Annotated in this window: 13 protein-coding genes; 9 read left to right on the plus strand and 4 right to left on the minus strand. The window is 63.7% G+C overall.

All coding sequences use genetic code 11. The features are described from left to right. The first annotated feature begins 38 nt into the window (after window positions 1–38). Both pdeM and ACN9MX_RS11660 read left to right on the plus strand, forming a co-directional pair. Window positions 39–698 (plus strand): ligase-associated DNA damage response endonuclease PdeM, encoded by a 660-nt coding sequence (gene pdeM, locus ACN9MX_RS11655; RefSeq protein ID WP_363827215.1) that lies wholly within the window; start codon window positions 39–41, stop codon window positions 696–698. 188 nt (window positions 699–886) lie between these two features. After that, window positions 887–3655 (plus strand): TonB-dependent receptor, encoded by a 2769-nt coding sequence (locus ACN9MX_RS11660; RefSeq protein WP_363827217.1) that lies wholly within the window; start codon window positions 887–889, stop codon window positions 3653–3655. On the opposite strand, the gene ACN9MX_RS11665 is transcribed toward ACN9MX_RS11660, so the two are convergent. Next, window positions 3633–4379 (minus strand): YggS family pyridoxal phosphate-dependent enzyme, encoded by a 747-nt coding sequence (locus ACN9MX_RS11665; RefSeq protein WP_363827219.1) that lies wholly within the window; start codon window positions 4377–4379, stop codon window positions 3633–3635. The two genes, ACN9MX_RS11660 and ACN9MX_RS11665, sit on opposite strands and share 23 nt — an antisense overlap. A gap of 17 nt (window positions 4380–4396) precedes the next feature. Between ACN9MX_RS11665 and ACN9MX_RS11670 the strand changes: the two genes are divergently transcribed. After that, on the plus strand, window positions 4397–4957 hold the full coding sequence (locus tag ACN9MX_RS11670) for a thiamine phosphate synthase (protein WP_363827227.1): 561 nt from the start codon (window positions 4397–4399) through the stop codon (window positions 4955–4957). A gap of 63 nt (window positions 4958–5020) precedes the next feature. Here the strand turns inward: ACN9MX_RS11670 and ACN9MX_RS11675 are convergent, their stop codons facing one another. Next, complete coding sequence (locus tag ACN9MX_RS11675) at window positions 5021–7432, minus strand: ligase-associated DNA damage response DEXH box helicase (RefSeq protein ID WP_363827283.1); 2412 nt, start codon at window positions 7430–7432, stop codon at window positions 5021–5023. A 226-nt stretch (window positions 7433–7658) separates the two neighbouring features. Here ACN9MX_RS11675 and ACN9MX_RS11680 point away from each other — a divergent pair, with 226 nt between their 5' ends. Together ACN9MX_RS11680 and ACN9MX_RS11685 are read left to right on the plus strand one after the other, a co-directional pair. After that, window positions 7659–8996 carry a cystathionine gamma-synthase family protein gene (locus ACN9MX_RS11680; RefSeq protein ID WP_363739733.1) on the plus strand — a complete coding sequence of 446 codons (1338 nt, stop codon included), beginning with the start codon at window positions 7659–7661 and terminating at the stop codon, window positions 8994–8996. Next, window positions 8993–9934 (plus strand): 2-hydroxyacid dehydrogenase, encoded by a 942-nt coding sequence (locus ACN9MX_RS11685; protein ID WP_363827233.1) that lies wholly within the window; start codon window positions 8993–8995, stop codon window positions 9932–9934. Before ACN9MX_RS11680 ends, ACN9MX_RS11685 begins: the two co-directional genes overlap by 4 nt. Window positions 9935–9955: 21 nt before the next feature. Here ACN9MX_RS11685 and ACN9MX_RS11690 read toward each other — a convergent pair whose 3' ends face one another. Then, complete coding sequence (locus ACN9MX_RS11690) at window positions 9956–10630, minus strand: HAD family hydrolase (RefSeq protein ID WP_363739736.1); 675 nt, start codon at window positions 10628–10630, stop codon at window positions 9956–9958. A 99-nt stretch (window positions 10631–10729) separates the two neighbouring features. Here ACN9MX_RS11690 and ACN9MX_RS11695 point away from each other — a divergent pair, with 99 nt between their 5' ends. From ACN9MX_RS11695 to ACN9MX_RS11710, 4 genes are read left to right on the plus strand one after another with little or no spacing between them, the layout of a single operon-like run. Then, window positions 10730–11839, plus strand: coding sequence for an MlaE family lipid ABC transporter permease subunit (locus ACN9MX_RS11695; RefSeq protein WP_363739796.1), 1110 nt, complete (start codon window positions 10730–10732; stop codon window positions 11837–11839). Beyond that, window positions 11839–12687: an ABC transporter ATP-binding protein gene (locus ACN9MX_RS11700; protein WP_363739738.1), complete on the plus strand. Its 849-nt coding sequence runs from the start codon at window positions 11839–11841 to the stop codon at window positions 12685–12687. Before ACN9MX_RS11695 ends, ACN9MX_RS11700 begins: the two co-directional genes overlap by 1 nt. Window positions 12688–12690: 3 nt before the next feature. After that, window positions 12691–13653, plus strand: coding sequence for an MlaD family protein (locus ACN9MX_RS11705; RefSeq protein ID WP_363739739.1), 963 nt, complete (start codon window positions 12691–12693; stop codon window positions 13651–13653). A gap of 7 nt (window positions 13654–13660) precedes the next feature. Further along, the gene (locus ACN9MX_RS11710; protein WP_426387033.1) at window positions 13661–14275 is read left to right on the plus strand and encodes an ABC-type transport auxiliary lipoprotein family protein; all 615 of its coding nucleotides are present in this window, start codon (window positions 13661–13663) and stop codon (window positions 14273–14275) included. A gap of 9 nt (window positions 14276–14284) precedes the next feature. On the opposite strand, the gene pepN is transcribed toward ACN9MX_RS11710, so the two are convergent. Next, a complete protein-coding gene (gene pepN, locus ACN9MX_RS11715; RefSeq protein WP_363827234.1) occupies window positions 14285–16882 on the minus strand; it encodes an aminopeptidase N in 2598 nt (865 codons plus the stop codon). Window positions 16883–16929 lie beyond the last annotated feature (47 nt).

Genomic DNA, 16929 nt, shown 5'->3' on the forward strand with positions numbered 1-16929 from the left:
CTCTTGAAAGCAGCGGGGCAAGGGCGCATAGGCAAGCTATGGTTCCCCTTTCGTTCGCGGGTCACGATTTTCTGGCATTGCCGGAGGCTGCGCTTTTCTGGCCGGCGCGCTCCGCCCTGCTGGTAGCGGACCTGCATTTCGAAAAGGCGAGCTGGTTCGCGCGGTTCGGGCAATTCCTGCCCCCGCACGACAGCCATGCCACGCTCGACATGATCGAGATGCTGGTCGAACGGACCGGCGCACGGGCTGTCTGGTCGCTGGGCGACAGTTTCCATGACGCCGATGGGGCGGCGCGGCTTGACCCCGCGGTACGGGCAAGATTGGCGCTGCTGACGGACAGGGTCGACTGGGTCTGGATCACGGGCAATCACGATGTCGGCATGGCGCAGACGCCTGGCGGCAGGCGTTGCGCGGATATGCAGGTGGACGGCATCTGGCTGCGGCATGAGGCGGACCCGGCGGACCCGCTGCCGGAGATATCAGGGCATTATCATCCCAAATTCCGCCTATCGGTGCGGGGCCGCCATGTGTCGCGGCGCTGCTTCGTCGGGTCGCGGACCAAATTGATTCTGCCTGCCCTGGGCGCGCTGACCGGCGGTCTGGATGCCAGTCATGGCGCGATTCGGCGGGTGATGGGATCGGAGGCAGCTGCCTTGGTGCCGGTCGCCGACCGGCTGCTGCGCTTTCCCATAATATAGGCCGCCGTTACGGAAACCGGAATTTAAGCTGTGACCTCTACGTTACAGCCTATGAGAATCCGGTCACTATCTGGCGCAAAAGCCCCTGAAAATCAGGCATATCTTGCCTTCACCCCGCTGTGGCAGCATAGTTCGACCATAATTCGACGCGGCGCCAAACCGCGCGGCAAAGGAGAGGGAGCATCATCATGAAGAAGAGCCTTTGGCTGATTTCTGCCGGTGCCATGGCATTGGGCAGCAGCGTTCCGGTCGCATGGGCGCAGGACAGCGGAACAGCGATCGATCCGGAAAGCGTCAACATCATCGTCACGGCGACGCGGCGCGCCAGTCCTCTGTCCGACGTGCCGATCGCCGTGTCGGCGGTGACCGCGCAGGCGATGCAGAATAGCGGCGCGACGGATATTCGCGCGCTCAACCAACTGGCTCCTTCGCTGCTGCTGTCTTCCACCGGGACGGAGGCCAACGCCTCGGCACGCATCCGCGGCATTGGCACGGTCGGCGACAATCCCGGTCTGGAGAGCTCCGTCGCGGTGTTCATCGACGGCGTCTACCGATCGCGCACCGGCGCCGGCCTCAACGAACTGGGCGAGATCGAACGGGTCGAGGTGCTGCGCGGACCGCAGGGCACGCTGTTCGGCCGCAACGCCTCCGCCGGCCTCATCAACATCATCAGCAAGGCGCCGGAGTTCAAGCTCGCCGGCAAGGCTGAAATCACCTATGGCAATTATGACTATTGGCGGCTGGCGGGCCGCATCACCGGGCCGGTCAGCGACCAGTTGGCGCTGAGCCTGGACGGGGTGTGGTCGAAGCGGGACGGTTTCTACGACCTGGTGAACGCCAGCGGCGCCAAGGTGGGCGAGACCAACGATCGCGATCGTTATTTCCTGCGCGGGCAGGCATTGTTCGAGCCGAATGACGCGCTCTCCATCCGCCTGATCGGAGATTATACCCATCGCGATGAAAGCTGCTGCGGTGCGGCCTATATCGAAACGCGGGAACGCCGCCCGGTTGCCGGAGGGGGCTACAGCACGGCACCCTTCAACCGGATCGCGGCTATATTGGCGGGACAGGGCAGCACATTCCCCGTCGATCCCTATGACCGCAACCTCCACATCACGGCTGGCCGCGATTATGTGAGCAAGCTCAAGGATTGGGGCATTTCGGGCGAGATCAACTATGATCTGGGCGGCGCCAAGCTGACCAGCATCACCGCCTATCGCAACTATAAGAGCCAGGATTACGGCGATTACGACTATAGCGGGGCTGACCTGCTCTACCGCGATCCCAACACCTATCGCCAGTTCCGTACCTTCACCCAGGAAGTGCGGGCGCAGGGATCTGCCTTTGGCGAGGTGCTCGACTGGTTGGTGGGCGGCTATTACGCCCATGAGAAGCTGGCGCTGGAAGATAATATCCGCTTCGGTGCGGACTATGGGCGTTTCGCGGCCTGCCGTCTGATGGCGGGGGCGAGCGTCAACAGCAACCTGACCGCCGCGCAACTCGGCGCTTGCGGCAGCGGCCTGGCGACACAGGCGCTGATTAGCGGTACGCAGGCGCAGTTGAATGCAGGTTTGACTCCGGCGGTGGGCGCGACGCAGGCGAGCATCATTTCCACCGGTCTCGGCAATGGATTGCGGGCCTTGGCGGCGATTCCGTCGGGGACCGGGGATGTCGCTTCGCTCTATCATCAGAAGAGCGAGAATTGGGCGCTGTTCACCCATAATATCGTGCATATCACCAAGCAGCTCGATCTGACTCTGGGTCTGCGCTACACCCATGAAAGCAAGCGTTTCTCAGCCGATTTCAACAATAATAATGCGACCTGCGCGGCGTTGCAGGCCTCCGGGCTGTCGAGCATCGCCACGAATCCGCTGCTTCGCAACACCTCGGCCGGTACGCTGGCGGGCGGTATTTTGACATTGGGCTGCCTGGGCAACGGCTCCACCGGGCTGAACGCGCTCGACCTCAACGACAAAATCACCGATGGGGAGTTTTCCGGCACCGCTGTCCTGTCATGGAAGCCGATCGACGAACTGCTGGTCTATGGCAGCTATTCCAAGGGCTACAAGGCGGGCGGATATAATCTCGATCGCTTCCAGCTTGGATCGACCGGTCTGAATCCGGTCCCGGCCGTATTCGCGCCGCGCACCAACGCCGATGTGACCAGCCTGCGCTTCGCGGCCGAAAAGGTCGATGCGTTTGAAGTGGGCCTGAAATATAGCCAGCCCAAATGGAGCGCGAACATCGCCGCCTTCCGGCAGGAGTTCAAGAATTTCCAGTTGAACACCTTCAACGGCACCAGCTTCGTCGTGCAGAACATCAATGGCTGCGATGGCGCGTTGACGGCGGCGCGGACCTGCGCCAGCGGCGATGTCGGGCCGGGTCTGATCAGCCAGGGCGTGGAGCTGGAACTGTCGGCTACGCCGGTACGGAACGTGCGCCTGTCGGGGGGATTCACCTATGCCCGCGCCAAATTCGCCAACCGACTGGTCGGCAGCGGCGACGGAACGGTACCCCTGGATCCGGCGCTGTTCCTGTTGCCGGGATCGATCAACTCCCAGGCGCCTGAAGCGGTGACGACGGTCAGCGCGTCCTGGACGCCGCCGCTTGGCTCAAACGGCCTGTCGGCGCTCTTCTACGTCGACGGGCGCATGAGCAGCGACTTCAACACCGGGTCCGACCTGTTCCCGGAAAAGCGGCAGGACGGCTATGCGGTATTCAACGCCCGCGTCGGCATTCGTGGGCCGCAGCAGCGCTGGGCGGTGGAATTCTGGGGTCAGAACATCTTCAACCAGGATTATACCCAGGTCGCCTTCAGCAGCCCGCTCCAGTCGAGCAGCCCGTCCACCTCGACTACGGGCCAGTTCGCCCTGGGCGCACCGATGGCGAACCAGTTGATCTCCGCCTATCTGGCCGAACCCCGCACCTATGGCGTCACCCTTCGCGGGAGTTTCTGATCATGCCCCTGCCGCTCCCCGGTGTCGGGCGAGCGGCAGGGCGCTCCCCGAACAGGGCTGTGCCGATGCGGATGTGCGTTGCGCCCAGCATGATCGCGGTTTCATAATCGCCCGACATGCCCATGGAGAGCTGCTCCAGCCCTTCCTCCCGCGCCATCTTGGCGAGCAGGGCGAAAAAGGGCGCGGGCTCCCCCTCGGCGGGGGGCACGCACATCAGTCCCAACAGCGGAATGTTCGCCTCACGCGCCAGCCGGATCAGCGCCGGTACGTCGGTGATCGGACAACCGCCCTTTTGCGGTTCCGCACCGATATTGACCTGGATGAAACAGGGCACGCGCTTGTCCGCTGCATCCATGGCCTTGGCCAGCGCCGTCAGCAGCGATGGCCGGTCAAGCGAATGGATGACGTCGAACAGCGCGACGGCATCGGCCGCCTTGTTTGACTGAAGCTGACCCACCAGGTGCAGTTGAAGGCCTTCATGCTCTTCGTAAAGCGCCGGCCATTTGCCTTCCGCTTCCTGCACGCGATTTTCCCCGAAGACCCGCTGGCCCGCCGTGATCAGCGGGCGGATGGCGTCTGCCGCCTGCGTCTTGGACACGGCGATCAGGGTGATGTCCTCGGCGGTGCGCCCGGTAAGGCGGGCGGCTCGGCCCATGGCGTCACCTATCCCGGCCAATCGGTTCGCGGCGAGCCGTTCCGCGGCTTCAATGCTGTCGGTCGTCATGGCGGCTGCTATAGGCGATGGCCATGCAGCGCCGCCACCGTAAAAAACTGCCGATGATCTGGTTGATGACCGACGAACGGGTTGAGGAGACCGCCTTGCTGGCGGCTGTCGCCCGTCTGCCGAAGGGCCGGGCGGGGATCATATTCCGGCACTATCGCACCATCGTATCACGGCGCCGGGCCTTGTTCGACCGGATCGCCCAAATAGCCCGAAGCCGGCGACTGGTGCTGATGCTGGGCGGCACGGCGATACAGGCGCAGGCCTGGGACGCCGATGGCTGGCATGGACGTGACCGGCGCCGGGCGGCAAAGCCGCTGCTCCACAGCAGACCGGTGCATGACCGGCGGGAGATGGTGCAAGCGGCGCATTTTTCGGCGGATTTCGTCCTTCTCTCGCCACTTTTCCCGACGCGCTCCCACCCCGGCTCACCCATATTGGGGCGAAAGGGATTCGCGGCTCTGGCCCGACTGGCCCCCATGCCGGTGGTCGCCCTGGGTGGAGTGCGCGCGGCACATCAAGGGATGTTGACGGGCATCGGTGCATCCGGCTGGGCGGCGATCGACGGCCTGTCGCTTTGACAACCGTGAAGGCGCACTCAAGCCAATGGAGGAATGCAGTCGTGACCGGGGATCTTCGTCCCTTCAGTCCGTACGCATCGCCTCCGCCACCAATGCTTCCGCTTCGATCAGCAGGGCGTCCTCCACCTCATGCTGCGCGACCTGCTCGCGTCCGATGAGGATCAGCACCGGGACAGCAAGCGGGCTTACCCGGTCGAGATCGATATGCAGCATGGTGGCCGAAGCGCGGTCGATCAGGTCGCCCAATCGGCCCACATCGGTCATCCGCGCCCGCGCATCGGCCCAAGCGGCCTTCAACAGCAGATGGTCGGGCTGGTATTTGCGCAGCACGTCGTAGATGAGGTCGGTCGAGAAAGTGACCTGCCGCCCCGTCTTGCGCTTGCCGGGGTGCTGGCGTTCGATCAGGCCGGCAATGACGGCCACGTCCCGAAAGGCGCGCTTGAGCAGGCTGGATTGTTCCACCCACTCGATGAATTCATGATCGAGGATGTCGGCTGAAAACAGGCTTTGCGGATCCGTGATCGGCTTCAACCCATAGACGGCGAGCGCATAGTCGTTGGAGACGAAGCCCATGGGCATCAAACCTTGCGCATCCATGCGGCGCGTCAGCAGCATGCCCAGCGACTGGTGCGCGTTCCAGCCCTCGAAACTGTAGCAGACCAGATAGTGGCGGCCCTCATGCGGGAAGGTCTCGACCAGCAATTGTCCCGGTTCCGGCAAGGCAGAGCGATATTTCTGAACTTCCAGCCATTCGCGCACATCGTCAGGAAAGCGCGACCATTGGCCCGGTTCGGCCAGGAAGTGGCGCACCCGGTCGGCCAGTCGTGTGGACATGGCCATGCGGGTGCCGCCCCAACTGGGGATTCGCGCCCGCTTCGACGTGGCGCGGACGATAAGGTCGGCGCTGTCCATGCGCACCACCTCCAGCGCCGTCCCGGAAAAGAAGAAGCAGTCGCCGGGGCTCAGGGCGGCGGCAAACCCCTCCTCCACCGTGCCGAGCTTGCGTCCATTGGCGAAGCGGACGGCCAGCGCGGGCTGGTCGACGATGATGCCGGCGTTGAGGCGGTGCTGCTGGATGAAGCGGGGATGGGAGACGCGCCACAGGCCGTCGGGACCGAGTGTCAGCCGCTTGAAGCGGTCATAGGCGCGCAGGGCATAGCCGCCGCCCTCGATAAAATGAAGGACATTGGCGAAGGCTTCGTCCGTTAACGCACTATAGGGCGTGGCCGATCGCACTTCCGCCAGCAACTCTTCCGCGCGGAACGGCGCGGCGCAGGCAAGGCCCATCACATGCTGGGCAAGGACATCGAGGCTGCCCGGACGAAAATCATCGGCGTCTCGTTCGCCCGACTCCACCGCATCCAGAGCGGCGCGGGCTTCCAGATATTCGAAGCGGTTACCGGGAATGAGTATGGCTTCCGACGCCATGTCGAGACGGTGATTGGCCCGGCCGATGCGCTGGAGCAGGCGCGAACTGCCCTTCGGCGCGCCCATCTGGATGACACAATCCACATTGCCCCAATCGACGCCCAGATCGAGCGAGGCCGTGGCGACGAGCGCGCGCAGCTTGCCGGCTGCCATCGCTGCCTCCACCTTGCGCCGCGCCTCGATGGAAAGGCTGCCATGATGAATGGCGATGGGCAGGTTCGCCTCGTTCACCGACCAGAGTTCCTGGAAGATCAGTTCCGCCAGGCCGCGAGTGTTGCAGAAGACCAATGTCGTGGCGCGGCGCTCGATCTCTTCCATCACCTGCCGTGCGGCATATTTGCCGGAATGACCGGACCAGGGAATGCGTCCTTCGGGAATGAGGATGGTGACATGGGGGTCGGCGCCCGCTTCGCCCATGACCGGGGTGACGGTGCCAATATCGCCATCGGGCGCCAGCCAGGCCCGATAGGCATCGACATCCGCGACGGTGGCGGACAGCGCGACGCGGCGAAGGCCGGGATTGATGCTCTGGAGGCGGGAGAGGGAAAGATTGAGGATGTCACCCCGCTTCTGGGTGGCGAAGGCGTGAACCTCATCGATGATTACCGTCTTCAGGTTCGCGAACATGAGGAAGCTGTCGGGATAGCTCAGCAGCAGCGAAAGCGACTCCGGCGTGGTGAGCAGGATCTGCGGCGGGCGGGCGCGCTGGCGTGCCTTGCGGTCGGACGGCGTGTCGCCCGTGCGGGTCTCCACGCGGATTGGCAGGCCCATCTCCTCTATGGGCGTCAGGAGATTGCGGCGCACATCCACCGCCAATGCCTTGAGCGGCGAGACATAGAGGGTATGGAGACCCTCCGTCGGATTCTCGATTAGGTCGGAAAGGGTCGGCAGGAAACCGGCCAGCGTCTTGCCCGCGCCGGTAGGCGCCACCAGCAGCGCGTGAGCGCCGGATCGGGCCGCAGTCAGCATGTCGAGCTGGTGGCGGCGGGGCGTCCACCCTCGTGCGGCGAACCATCGCTCCAGCGGTTCGGACAGGCGTTGGTTCATGAGGAACATGTAGGATGGGAACACAGGAACGTCATCCCGTTCAACGCGGCCTTGCCGTGAACGCTCCCCTGCTCCCCCTTTGCCGAGCACCATGTGGCCCGTAATTTAAGTTTGGTTCCATGAAATAATCTAACAAATCGGCTCTGGCTCCCCACCCCCGAAAGGCGTTACACTCCTCCTCATCACAGCGGCGCAGCAGATGCCGCAGACATGCAGGAGATCATCGATGACCGGCGAAACCGAAGCCGACCTCACTGGGGCGGAACCTACCCATAACCGCCGCCGACCCAAGCAACCGATCATGGAGATCGAGGGTCGCAAACTGAAGCCCGCAACCTTGATGATGGGCCATGGCTATGATCCGACCCTGTCCGAGGGCTCGCTGAAGCCGCCGATCTTCCTGACGTCCACCTTCGCTTTCGAAAGCGCGGCGGCCGGCAAGCGGCATTTTGAAGGTGTAACGGGAATCCGACCCGGTGGCGCCGAGGGTCTCGTCTATTCGCGCTTTAACGGGCCGAACCAGGAAATCGCCGAGGACCGACTGTCGGTCTGGGAAGAGGCGGAGGATGCCCTGCTGTTTTCCAGCGGCATGTCCGCGATCGCGACCACCCTGCTTGCGCTGGTGCAGCCGGGCGATGTGATCGTGCATTCCGCACCGCTCTATGCCGCGACCGAATCGCTGATCGGCCGCATCCTCGGCAAATTCGGCGTGCAGTGGCTGGACTTTCCGGCGGGCGCGACGGAGGAGGAGATCGGCGCGGTGATCGAGAGGGCCAGGGCGTTGGGCCGCGTGGCGCTGATCTATCTGGAAAGTCCGGCCAACCCGACCAATGTTCTCGTCGATCTGGAGGCGGTAGTTGCGCGGCGCGACTTTTCCTTCGCAGGCGAAGAATATCGCCCGCCCATCGCCATCGACAACACATTTCTGGGGCCGCTCTGGCTGCATCCGCTGAGCCATGGTGCCGATCTCGTCATCTACAGCCTCACCAAATATGCGGGCGGGCATAGCGATCTGGTCGCCGGCGGCGTGCTGGGGTCCAATGCGCTGATCAATATGATCCGGTTGATGCGGAACACCATCGGCACGATCCTGGACCCGCATTCGGCCTGGATGTTGCTGCGCAGCCTTGAGACGCTGGAACTGCGCATGGGCCGGGCGGGCGAGAATGCGGCGAAGGTCTGCGCCTGGCTGAAGGACCAGCCCCAGGTGGAGAAGGTCGTCTATCTCGGCTTCCCCGAAACGGAACGGCAGGCGGACATTTATCGCCGGCACTGCACGGGAGCGGGATCGACCTTCTCGCTCTATCTGAAAGGGGGCGAGGCGGAGGCCTTTGCTTTCCTGGATGCGCTCAAGATCGCGAAGCTCGCCGTCAGCCTGGGCGGAACCGAAACGCTGGCCAGTCATCCGGCGGCCATGACGCATCTCTCCGTGCCCGCCGAAAGGAAGAAGGCGCTGGGGATTGGTGACAATATGGTGCGCATCTCCATAGGCTGCGAGGATGCGGACGACCTGATCGCGGATTTCGCGCAGGCTTTGCGGGCGGTGGAGGGGATCGGCGGATGACGGCCACGCCGTTGATCCTGGTGGGGCAGCCGCTGTTGGCGCCGCTGCTGGATGCGCTTTCCCCCCGCTATGAGGCCTTGGCCCTGTGGGAGGAGAGCGGGCGGGCGCGGCTGGCGGAAGCCGAAGTGCTGGTGACGGCGGGTGAATACCGGCTTGACCCCGCGATGCTGGAGCAGATGGCGGCGCTGCGGCTGATTGCCTGCTTCACCGTGGGCTATGACGGGGTCGACCTTGATTGGGCGCGGGCGCGAGGCGTGGCCGTCACCCACGGGGCGGACGCCAATGCGGCCGATGTGGCGGATCATGCCCTGGGCCTGATCCTTGCGCACAGGCGGCAGATACTGGCGGGCGACCGGCAGGTGCGTTCGGGTCAATGGACGGCGGGGACGAAGAGGCTCACCCGATCGATGGGGGGCGCGCGGATCGGGATCGTCGGCATGGGCAGCATCGGCATCGCCCTGGCAGAGCGAGCCGACCTGTTGCGTATGCACGTGGGTTGGTGGGGCCCGCGGGAAAAGCCGCAACTGCCCTGGCCAAGGGCGGAGAACCTGAAGGTGCTCGCTCGCGACAGTGACGTCATGGTGATCACCGCCAGGGCGACGGAGGAAAATCGCGGGATGATCGATGCGGGCGTGATGGATGCATTGGGGCCGCACGGGCTGCTGGTGAATGTCGCGCGGGGACAGTTGGTGGACGAGGATGCGTTGATCGCGGCGCTGGGCGATGGACGGCTTGGCGGGGCAGCGCTGGACGTGTTCGAGAGAGAGCCCACGCCGGCAGCGCGCTGGGCCGAATTGCCCAATGTCGTGCTGACGCCGCATATGGGCGGCGCTACCCGCGAGGCGGTCGGACGCATGACGGATTTGCTGCTGGCGAACCTTGCCGCGCTTTTTTCGGGGGAGCCGCTGGTTTCACCCGTCCTGGAGGCGCAGCGATAATCGCGGCGCCCGTGGTTTCCCTTATGCCCAGTCCACCCGCTTCCACCCCCGTTCCGCCGCCAGTTTCGCCAGCGGCTTATGAGGGTTGGAGGCGATGGCCAAGTCAGCGAACTCCAGCATCGGCGCATCGGAGACGTGATCGGAATAGGCGCGGATATGCGCCTGCGTGCGGTCGATCGCCTCGGCTGCCATCCACGCCTTGATCATCCGCAGCTTGCCCGTGTCATAGCAATTCTCGCCTGCGATCCTGGCGCGGACATAGCGCAGATCCTGGCTCAGATGATCGGTCGCGATCACCGCGTCGAACCCCAGCCTGCGGGCGATCGGTTCGACATAAAGGCGATAGGAGGCCGTGGCCAGCACCAGCCGATACCCATCCGCCCTGTCCTTCGCGATCTGCGCCAGGGCACCGGCACGGACATTATGCGCGATCACCTTCGCCGCATAGCTTTCCACATGGGGCATCAGCCGGGCACGCTCGACATTGGGGCCGATCATCAGCGCCTGATTCAGTTCCTTCAGTCGCTGACGCGTGATCAGTTTCAGAACATAGGCCAGCATCAGCAGGATCACGGCTGGAAACAAGGCCAGACGCCAAGGCGCCATGCGTTTGGCGACATGAAGCAGAAAGCCGGTATAGGTGCCGCTGAACGTCACCGTCCGGTCCATATCGTAGATTGCAAGCCTGTGCGTCATGCCATGTCCGAAACTTTTTAGGGCGTCCCTTCGTTTGACCGTGCGGATGGGCCGTTTCGGCTTGCCGTGCAACCGATAATGGACCACATCTCCGCCTTGATGAACAAAGCCGCTGATCTTGCCCAGGAAGTCCGCGACGGCGAGACGGTCATTCGGCTTTCGGGCAATCTGTCCATTGCCTGTCTTCACCATCTGCCCGAGCGGCTGGATGCCGTGGAGGGGCCGGTCGACATCATCGACCTGTCCGACGTGGAGCATATGGACACGATCGGCGCCTGGATATTGTACCGCACGATCAAGCGCTGGAACTGCAGGATCACAGGCGACAGGTGCGATGCGGAAAGGCTGATCGCGGCGGTCGGCCGCGTCGACGAGCCGGTAAACATCCGACCGGATTATGTGCCGCCCTGGCAGCGGGTCGTGGGCCAGATCGGTGAGGCTGTGGTCAATGCCGGCAGCACCCTGCTCGGCCTGCTCGGCTTTTTCGGCGGCACGCTGGTCGCGACCTGGAACGTCATCCGTCATCCCAGACGCTTCCGCATCAATGCGGTGGTCCAGCGTTTCGAGGTGGTCGGCGTCTCGGCGCTGGGCATCATCGGCCTCATGAGCTTCCTGATCGGCATCGTCATTGCCCAGCAGGGCTCGGTACAGCTTCGCCAGTTCGGCATGGAGATGCTGACGATCAACCTGGTCGGCCGCCTCACCTTCCGCGAACTCGGCGTGCTGATGACGGCGATCATGGTCGCGGGCCGTTCCGGCTCAGCCTTCGCCGCGCAATTGGGGACGATGAAGCTCACCGAGGAAGTGGACGCCATGCGGACCATCGGCGTGTCGCCCATGGAGGCGCTGGTGCTGCCGCGGACCCTGGCCGTCGTGGTGATGATGCCGCTTCTGGGTTTCTATTCGTCCATCGTCGCCATCATCGGCGGCGGCTTCCTCTGTGCGGTGTCGCTCGACATTCCGCCCATCACCTTTGTCCAGCGCCTGCGGGAGGTGGTGCCGATCCATGACCTGTGGGTGGGCCTGATCAAGGCGCCCGTCTTCGGGGTCATCATCGCGCTGGCGGGCTGTTTCCAGGGCATGCAGGTAAAGGGCAATGCCGAGGAAGTGGGTCTGCGCACGACAGCGGCAGTGGTACAGGCGATCTTCCTCGTCATCGTTCTCGACTCCTTCTTCGCTGTCTTCTTCACCTGGGTAGGCTGGAACTGATGACGCCCGAAGAAGCGATAAGCGCGGAAGAAGAGCGGGTCGAAAAGGCGCTGGAGCGTGACGACATCGCCATATCGGTCCGCAATCTCCGCAACAGCTTCGGCGATCAGGTCGTGCATGAGGGGCTGAACCTCGACGTGCGCAAGGGCGAGATATTGGGCGTGGTCGGCGGATCGGGCACGGGTAAGTCGGTGTTGATGCGATCCATCATCGGCCTCCAGACGCCTGACGAGGGCGAGGTGCATGTTTTCGGCGAATCCATGATCGGTCGGCTGGATGACGAAGCCCTGGCCATCCGCAAGCGCTGGGGCGTGCTTTTTCAGGGTGGCGCGCTGTTCTCCACGCTGACCGTGGCGGAAAATGTCGAGGTGCCGATTCGCGAATATTATCCGAATATCGGTGCAACGCTCCGGGACGAGATTGCCGCCTACAAGATTCGCATGACCGGCCTGCCGGCTGAGGCCGGCCCCAAATATCCCGCCGAGCTATCGGGTGGCATGAAGAAGCGCGCGGGTCTGGCCCGAGCCCTGGCGCTGGACCCGGATCTGCTGTTCCTCGACGAACCCACCGCCGGGCTGGACCCGATCGGCGCCGCGGCGTTCGACAATCAGACGCGAAAATTGCAGCAGACGCTGGGACTTACGGTCTTCCTCATTACCCATGATCTCGACACGCTCTATTCGATCTGCGACCGGGTAGCGGTGCTGGCCGACAGGAAGGTGACGGCGGTCGGCACCATCGACGAACTGCTGGCCACCGATCACCCGTGGATCCAGGAATATTTCAACGGCCCGCGCGGGCGCGCCGCGACGGCGGCGGTTGCCCGCGAAAAGGACAAGAGGCGATAGGATATGGAAACCCGCTCCAACCATGTGCTGGTGGGCACGGTCACGCTGCTGTTGCTGGCGGCGATCATGATCGCGGCTTTCTGGTTCTCGCGCCTCTCCCAGGGCGACAATATGGAATATGACATCTTCTTCAAACAGTCGGTGAACGGCCTCGCAAAGGGATCGAGCGTCAATTATTCCGGCGTCCCCTCCGGACAGGTGGAGAAGATCGAACTGTGGAAGCGTGATCCCGGCTTCGTGAAGGTGCGCATTTCGGTGAAGGAAGGGACGCCGGTCCTGCAGGGGACGACCGCGACCATTGCCGGGGTGGGCTTTACCGGCGTGTCGGAAATCGTGCTGGACGGTGCGGTCAAGGGCGCGCGGCCGATCACCTGCCCGGCAGAAAACCCCCTCGCCTCCTGCCCCGACGGCGTGCCGGTGATCCCGACCAAGCCGGGAGCGCTCGGCGAACTGCTCAACAATGCGCCGCAATTGCTCGAGCGGCTATCGACCCTGACCGAGCGGCTGACGGAATTGCTGAACGACAAGAACCAGCAATCGATCGCCAGCATCCTGGCCAATGTGGAGCGGATTTCCGGCTCGCTGGCTGATCGCAGCCCGGAAATCGCGGCGACCCTTGCCGAAGCCCGGATTGCCGTGCAGCGCACCGGTATAGCGGCCGAGCAGATCGGCAAGCTGGCCGCTTCTACTGACGCCATGGTGAATGATGAGGGCCGCCCGCTGCTGGCGGACCTGCGCAAGAGCATCCAGTCCGCGACGCACAGCATCGACACACTCGACAAGACCATTGCAGAGGCGCAGCCGGGCGTTCGCGCCTTCAGCAATCAGACCATGCCGGAGGTGAACCAGCTCGTTCGCGATCTGCGCGAAATGTCGCGCTCCTTCCGGGGCGTGGCCGAAAAACTGGATCAGCAGGGTGCGGGATCGATCGTCGGATCGCCCAAATTGCCCGATTACAAGCGATAAGAGGGACATGATGATGTTTCACAGGAAACTTGGCCTGATGCCGGTGGCCCTCGGTGCTCTCATGCTGGCCGGTTGCGTGTCCTTCGGCGGCAAGCCGCCGGAGCGGCTGCTGTCGCTGAACGCCGCCCAGAAGGTGGCGCCGGGTACGCTGCGCAGCGCGTCTTCGGCCGCGGCCATCACCGTGGCCGATCCCGAAGCGCCCAAGATGCTGGACACGGTGCGTGTTCCGGTGATCACCTCGCCTACGTCGGTCGCCTATGTGACCAAGGTGCAATGGGCCGACACGCCGCGCCATCTGTTCCAGAAGCTGCTGGCCGAGACCATCGCCGCGACGAGCAATCGCATCGTGCTCGACCCCGGCCAATATTCCGCCGATGCCGGGCAGCGATTGATGGGCGAACTGGTCGATTTCGGCGTGGATGAGGCGAGCAACAGCGCGGTCGTGACCTATGACGCCATGCTGACCGGACCGGGTGGCACGGCCATCGCCAAGCAGCGCTTCACCGCAACGGCCCCGGTCGGGGGCAAGATAGACGCGAACAGCGTCGGAGCGCCCCTCAATGCCGCCGCCAACAAGGTCGCAGCCGATGTCGCGGCCTGGCTGGAGGCTTCGGGGCGGTAGGGATCTCCGTTACTCCAGGCTCTTGCTGACCTGTTCCGTCACGTCCTTTGAGAGGCCGGGTTGGAGCAGGATACGCTGCAATTCCGCCCGCATGAGCGCCGAACGTCCTTCATCGAAGCGCTTCCAGCGCCCCAGCGGCGGCACCAGGCGCGCGGCGGTCTGTGGATTGAGCTTGTCGAGCGCGATGATGCAGTCCGCGATCAAGCGGTAGCCCTTGCCCGAACGGTGGTGAAAGGCCCATTGGTTGCCCGCGAAGGCACCATAAAGCGCCCTTACCCGGTTGGGATTGGTCAGGGTGAAGTCCCTGTGCCTGCCCAGTTCCTCGACCAGGTCGACCGTGTCCGGATGGAAGGCGAAGGCCTGCGTCTGGAACCATTTGTCGAGCGTCAGCGCATCGTCGCGGTAGCGGTTGTAGAAGATGTCGAGCGCTGCTTCCCGTTCCGCGCTGGTGCCGTTCGCCAATGTCGCGAGCGCCGCCTGCCGTTCGGTCATGTTGTCGGCCTCGCTGAACTGGCCGAAGGCGACAGCCGGACCATCCGTCGCACCGGAAGCCGCCAGATAGAGAAGAGCCGTGTTACGCAGCTTCCTCGCGCCCTTGGCGGTTGACGACAGGGCGAAGGCATTGGCCTTGGTCCTGGCGTGAATGTCGCGCCAGAGCGGCTCCAGTTCGGTACCTATGCGCCTTTGCAGCGCATCGCGCGCGACGTGGATCGCGTCGGGATCGACCACCGCCATCTGGTCGCCCAGATAGGCTTCGCTTGGGAGGCGGATCGCCTCCGCGACGAAGGCTGGGTCCAGCAGCGGGTCGTCGGCGGTGTTGCGGATCGCGGCGATCACCGCCTCTTCATCGACCGCCTGCCCGCCAATGCGGCCGACCAGCACATTGACCATCAGTTGCTGCATGGCCTCGTACCGGGCGAAGGGATCGTCGTCATGAGCAGACAGGAAGGCAAGATCGGCCTGGCTGCGGTTGGTTTCGACAATGACCGGCGCGGAAAAGCCGCGATTGATGGACAGGATCGGCGCTGTCGTCCAGCCCTCGAAAGTGAAGCTCTGGCGCGTCTCCCTCAGCATCAGCAGCTCGTCACCCCGGTTCCGGCCGGTTTCCGGGTCGAAAAGGGCGGTGCGGAGAGGGATGGCCATGGGCCGCTTTTCGGGCTGCCCTGGAGTCGGTGGAACCGTTTGTTCGAGTAGCAAGGTTACGGTCTGGGCAGCGGGATCATGGTGGAGCAAGGCGCGGACATGCGGCGTGCCGGCCTGCTGATACCAGAGGCGGAACTGGCTGAGGTCGATCTCACCCCCCTCCTCCATAGCCAGGACGAAATCCTCGCAGGTTGCGGCTTCCCCGTCATGCCGGTTGAAGTAGAGGTCGGTTCCGGCACGAAAACGCTCCGGCCCCAGCATCAGCGCCATCATGCGGATCAGTTCCGCGCCCTTGTTGTAGATGGTCGCAGTGTAGAAGTTGCTGATTTCCATGTAGGATTCTGGCCGAACCGGATGGGCGAGCGGTCCGCTGTCCTCCTGGAACTGCGCGGCGCGCAGGATACGGACGTCCTCGATCCGCTTGACCGCATGCGACCCCATGTCGGCGGAGAAATTCTGGTCGCGAAAGACGGTGAAGCCTTCCTTCAGGCTGAGCTGGAACCAGTCGCGGCACGTGACGCGATTGCCCGACCAGTTGTGGAAATATTCATGCGCCACAACGCCTTCCACACCATCATAGTCGATGTCGGTCGCGGTTTCCGGATCGGCCAATATGTAACGCGAATTGAAGATGTTGAGGCCCTTGTTCTCCATCGCGCCGAAGTTGAAATCGGCTACGGCGACGATGTTGAACACGTCCAGATCATATTCCCGGCCATAGACCCGCTCGTCCCATGCCATGCTGTTCTTGAGCGCCTGCATGGCATGGGCGGTGCGGGGCAGGTCGGCTTCCCTGACCCAGATGCCCAGCCGCACTTCCCGCCCGCTCATCGTGATGAAATGGTCGGAATTGCAGGCCAGGTCGCCCGCGACCAGCGCGAACAGGTAGCAGGGCTTTGGAAAGGGATCGTTCCAGCGGGCCCAGTGCCGGCCATCGGGCAGTTCCCCCTGCTCCACCGGATCGCCATTGGCGAGCAGAACCGGATAGAGCGTCTTGTCCGCCGCCATTCGCACCGAATAGCGCGACAGAATGTCGGGCCGATCAGGAAAGAAGGTGATGCGCCGGAAACCCTCGGCCTCACATTGGGTGCAAAGCAGGCCGCCGCTGGCGTAAAGCCCCATCAGCTTGCTGTTGTCCTGGGGGGCGATCTCCACGAACGTTTCAACGATATGGGAGGGACCGGAAAGTGCGATGACCAGCGTCCCGCCCTCCATGGACCACTGGTTGGTCGCAAGAACCGCGCCGTCGACCCTGATTTCAAGCGGCAGGAGGCCGTCGCCATCCAATTTCAGCGGCTGGTCGTGATCGCCGTTCCGCGTGACCGACAATGTCGCATGGACGCGCGTGGACGCGGCATCCAGGTCGAAATCCAGCGCGATTTCAGGCACCAGCCAGTCCGGCGGCCGATAGTCCTCACGACGGGTGACATGGGCTATTGTGAGAGAGGATGAATTGTCTGCCATGCGATCAGGCTAGGCAGTTGAAGGCGAAAAGACCAGTGGCCGCCGCA

Origin of the sequence: Sphingobium sp. R-21, from assembly GCF_049913335.1 — a bacterium.
Classification (GTDB): Bacteria; Pseudomonadota; Alphaproteobacteria; order Sphingomonadales; family Sphingomonadaceae; genus Sphingobium.

Coding starts and splice junctions, on each gene's coding strand:
- pdeM (WP_363827215.1), top strand. CDS start 39: ATGGTTCCCCTTTCGTTCGCGGGTCACGATTTTCTGGCATTGCCGGAG.
- ACN9MX_RS11660 (WP_363827217.1), top strand. CDS start 887: ATGAAGAAGAGCCTTTGGCTGATTTCTGCCGGTGCCATGGCATTGGGC.
- ACN9MX_RS11665 (WP_363827219.1), bottom strand. CDS start 4,379: ATGACGACCGACAGCATTGAAGCCGCGGAACGGCTCGCCGCGAACCGA.
- ACN9MX_RS11670 (WP_363827227.1), top strand. CDS start 4,397: ATGGCCATGCAGCGCCGCCACCGTAAAAAACTGCCGATGATCTGGTTG.
- ACN9MX_RS11675 (WP_363827283.1), bottom strand. CDS start 7,432: ATGAACCAACGCCTGTCCGAACCGCTGGAGCGATGGTTCGCCGCACGA.
- ACN9MX_RS11680 (WP_363739733.1), top strand. CDS start 7,659: ATGACCGGCGAAACCGAAGCCGACCTCACTGGGGCGGAACCTACCCAT.
- ACN9MX_RS11685 (WP_363827233.1), top strand. CDS start 8,993: ATGACGGCCACGCCGTTGATCCTGGTGGGGCAGCCGCTGTTGGCGCCG.
- ACN9MX_RS11690 (WP_363739736.1), bottom strand. CDS start 10,630: ATGACGCACAGGCTTGCAATCTACGATATGGACCGGACGGTGACGTTC.
- ACN9MX_RS11695 (WP_363739796.1), top strand. CDS start 10,730: ATGAACAAAGCCGCTGATCTTGCCCAGGAAGTCCGCGACGGCGAGACG.
- ACN9MX_RS11700 (WP_363739738.1), top strand. CDS start 11,839: ATGACGCCCGAAGAAGCGATAAGCGCGGAAGAAGAGCGGGTCGAAAAG.
- ACN9MX_RS11705 (WP_363739739.1), top strand. CDS start 12,691: ATGGAAACCCGCTCCAACCATGTGCTGGTGGGCACGGTCACGCTGCTG.
- ACN9MX_RS11710 (WP_426387033.1), top strand. CDS start 13,661: ATGATGATGTTTCACAGGAAACTTGGCCTGATGCCGGTGGCCCTCGGT.
- pepN (WP_363827234.1), bottom strand. CDS start 16,882: ATGGCAGACAATTCATCCTCTCTCACAATAGCCCATGTCACCCGTCGT.